The sequence below is a fragment of the Mesorhizobium sp. M2C.T.Ca.TU.002.02.1.1 genome (assembly GCF_003997225.1).
The window spans coordinates 1-1,640 of record NZ_RZTO01001094.1 but is presented as its reverse complement, the minus strand read 5'-3'; the positions used below and the strand labels follow the sequence as shown (position 1 = coordinate 1,640).

The 1,640-nt window shown below is 60.2% G+C and carries 3 protein-coding genes; all 3 read left to right on the top strand.

The window, feature by feature from the left end; translation table 11 throughout:
* Nucleotides 1-262: 262 nt before the first annotated feature.
* The 3 genes from EOD07_RS33695 to rpmG all read left to right on the top strand — a co-directional run bounded on the left by EOD07_RS33695 (nt 263) and on the right by rpmG (nt 1,470).
* Nucleotides 263-748, top strand: a complete 486-nt coding sequence (locus EOD07_RS33695) for a hypothetical protein (protein ID WP_127238284.1) — start codon at nt 263-265, stop codon at nt 746-748.
* Between the two features lie 35 nt (nt 749-783).
* Nucleotides 784-1,146, top strand: a complete 363-nt coding sequence (locus EOD07_RS33690; RefSeq protein WP_127238283.1) for a nuclear transport factor 2 family protein — start codon at nt 784-786, stop codon at nt 1,144-1,146.
* Between the two features lie 156 nt (nt 1,147-1,302).
* Entirely contained in the window at nt 1,303-1,470 is a 168-nt protein-coding gene (rpmG, locus tag EOD07_RS33685) for a 50S ribosomal protein L33 (RefSeq protein WP_006201775.1), read from the top strand.
* The last annotated feature ends 170 nt before the right edge of the window (nt 1,471-1,640 follow it).

The window sequence follows — 1,640 nt, the reverse complement described above, 5'->3', positions numbered from 1 at the left end:
TCGCTGGCCTTCTTCTTCGCCGCCTACATGGTCCTGGTCCTGATCAGGCTGGTGCGCAAGATTCTCTGAAGCATGTCTCCCGAAAGTGGGAACCGGTTTCGGGACAAAGACATGCGTAAAATCAAAAACCTAAAGCGCGTGGAGCGAATCTGAAAGACCGCGACGCTTTAGGCGGGTGTCCTGAACGTCAGGCATCCTGACATCACCGTGTCAGCAGCACCCCTGCTATACCCTGCCTCCAACGCGAGGTAGGAGAATTGCGATGATCGACAGCGGCTTTGAGACCAGATCCGTCAGGATGGAACTGCTTCTGCTCGTCACATTCCAGGCGCCGGCCGCCGATGTCGAGCGCATCATGGAGGCGGTGGTGGCAATCACGCCGCTGCGCATGGGCAAATATGACGCCAACGCCTATCAGTCGGCGCAAGGCATCGAGCGCTACCGACCGCTCGAAGGCGCCGCCGCCGGCGCCGAGACGGAATTGCGCCGGCGGCCTGGCACCGTCGAAGTGTCGTTCGAGATCGCCGACGACCAGGCGCTCGCCGCCCGCGTCGTCGAGGCGATATTCCAGGCCCATTCCTATCAGGAGCCTGTCATCCGCATCCAACCGCTGCTCGCCAGCCGTTCCAAGGGACTGGACGACCGCGCCAATCCCAACCGCTGGTGGAACACGACGGGAGACTGGAAAAAGGCGGGCGAGGGTCGACCAGACAAGGCGCCACGGCCGGAATCGGTCGCGGCGGAGTGACGCCGCAACCTTGTAGTGTCCGAGGAAATCGATCGATGAATGACGAGGCAACCCGCAAGCCCGTACGCGATCCCCAGGACCTGGCGCGGCTTTTGGTTTCTCGCCAGCAGGCGGGAGACGCGAAAGGAATGGCTGCTCTCTACGCGCCCGATGCCATCCTCGATATCGGCGGCGGGCAGCTGGCGCGCGGCAGGGACGCCATCCGCGCGTTCTACGCCAGGTTGGTGATGGCTGGGCCAAAGTTTGAACTTGGGGATCAGCGTCCAGCCATGATCAACGGAGATTTGGCGCTCACGTCCACGCGCCTCCCCGATGGCACGGTGACAGTGGAAATTGCCCGCAGGCAAGGCGACGGGACATGGCTTTGGGTGATCGACCAGCCATCCGTCCTTCCATGAGCATGGCTCGTCGTAGTGCCCGAAACGATCCTCGGAAGGCACCCGGGCTTGACTTTCCGGGCGCGTTCTTTATGTGTCGCGCCAAGTTTCCCGCGTCCGGGTGTTTTCCCCGTGCTCTAGCGGCCAAAACTCCACGAACATTAACGGACGAACATCATGGCCAAAGCCGCAAACATCAAGATCAAGCTTCTGTCGACCGCCGACACCGGGTTCTTCTACGTGACCAGCAAGAACAGCCGCACCAAGACGGACAAGCTCTCGTTCCGCAAGTACGATCCGGTCGCCAAGAAGCACGTCGAGTTCAAGGAAACCAAGATCAAGTAATCTGGTTATCCTGAGAAATCAAAACGCCGCCCCCTTTGGGCGGCGTCAGACTGCTGACAAACCCCGTCGAATTTCGGCGGGGTTTTGTTTTATGTGATTGAAGCGTTTGAGAAGTTCGTGTCAGGCGATTTTGACAGGAGGCGCCGAGCCCTCATGCGAGGCTTGGTTTT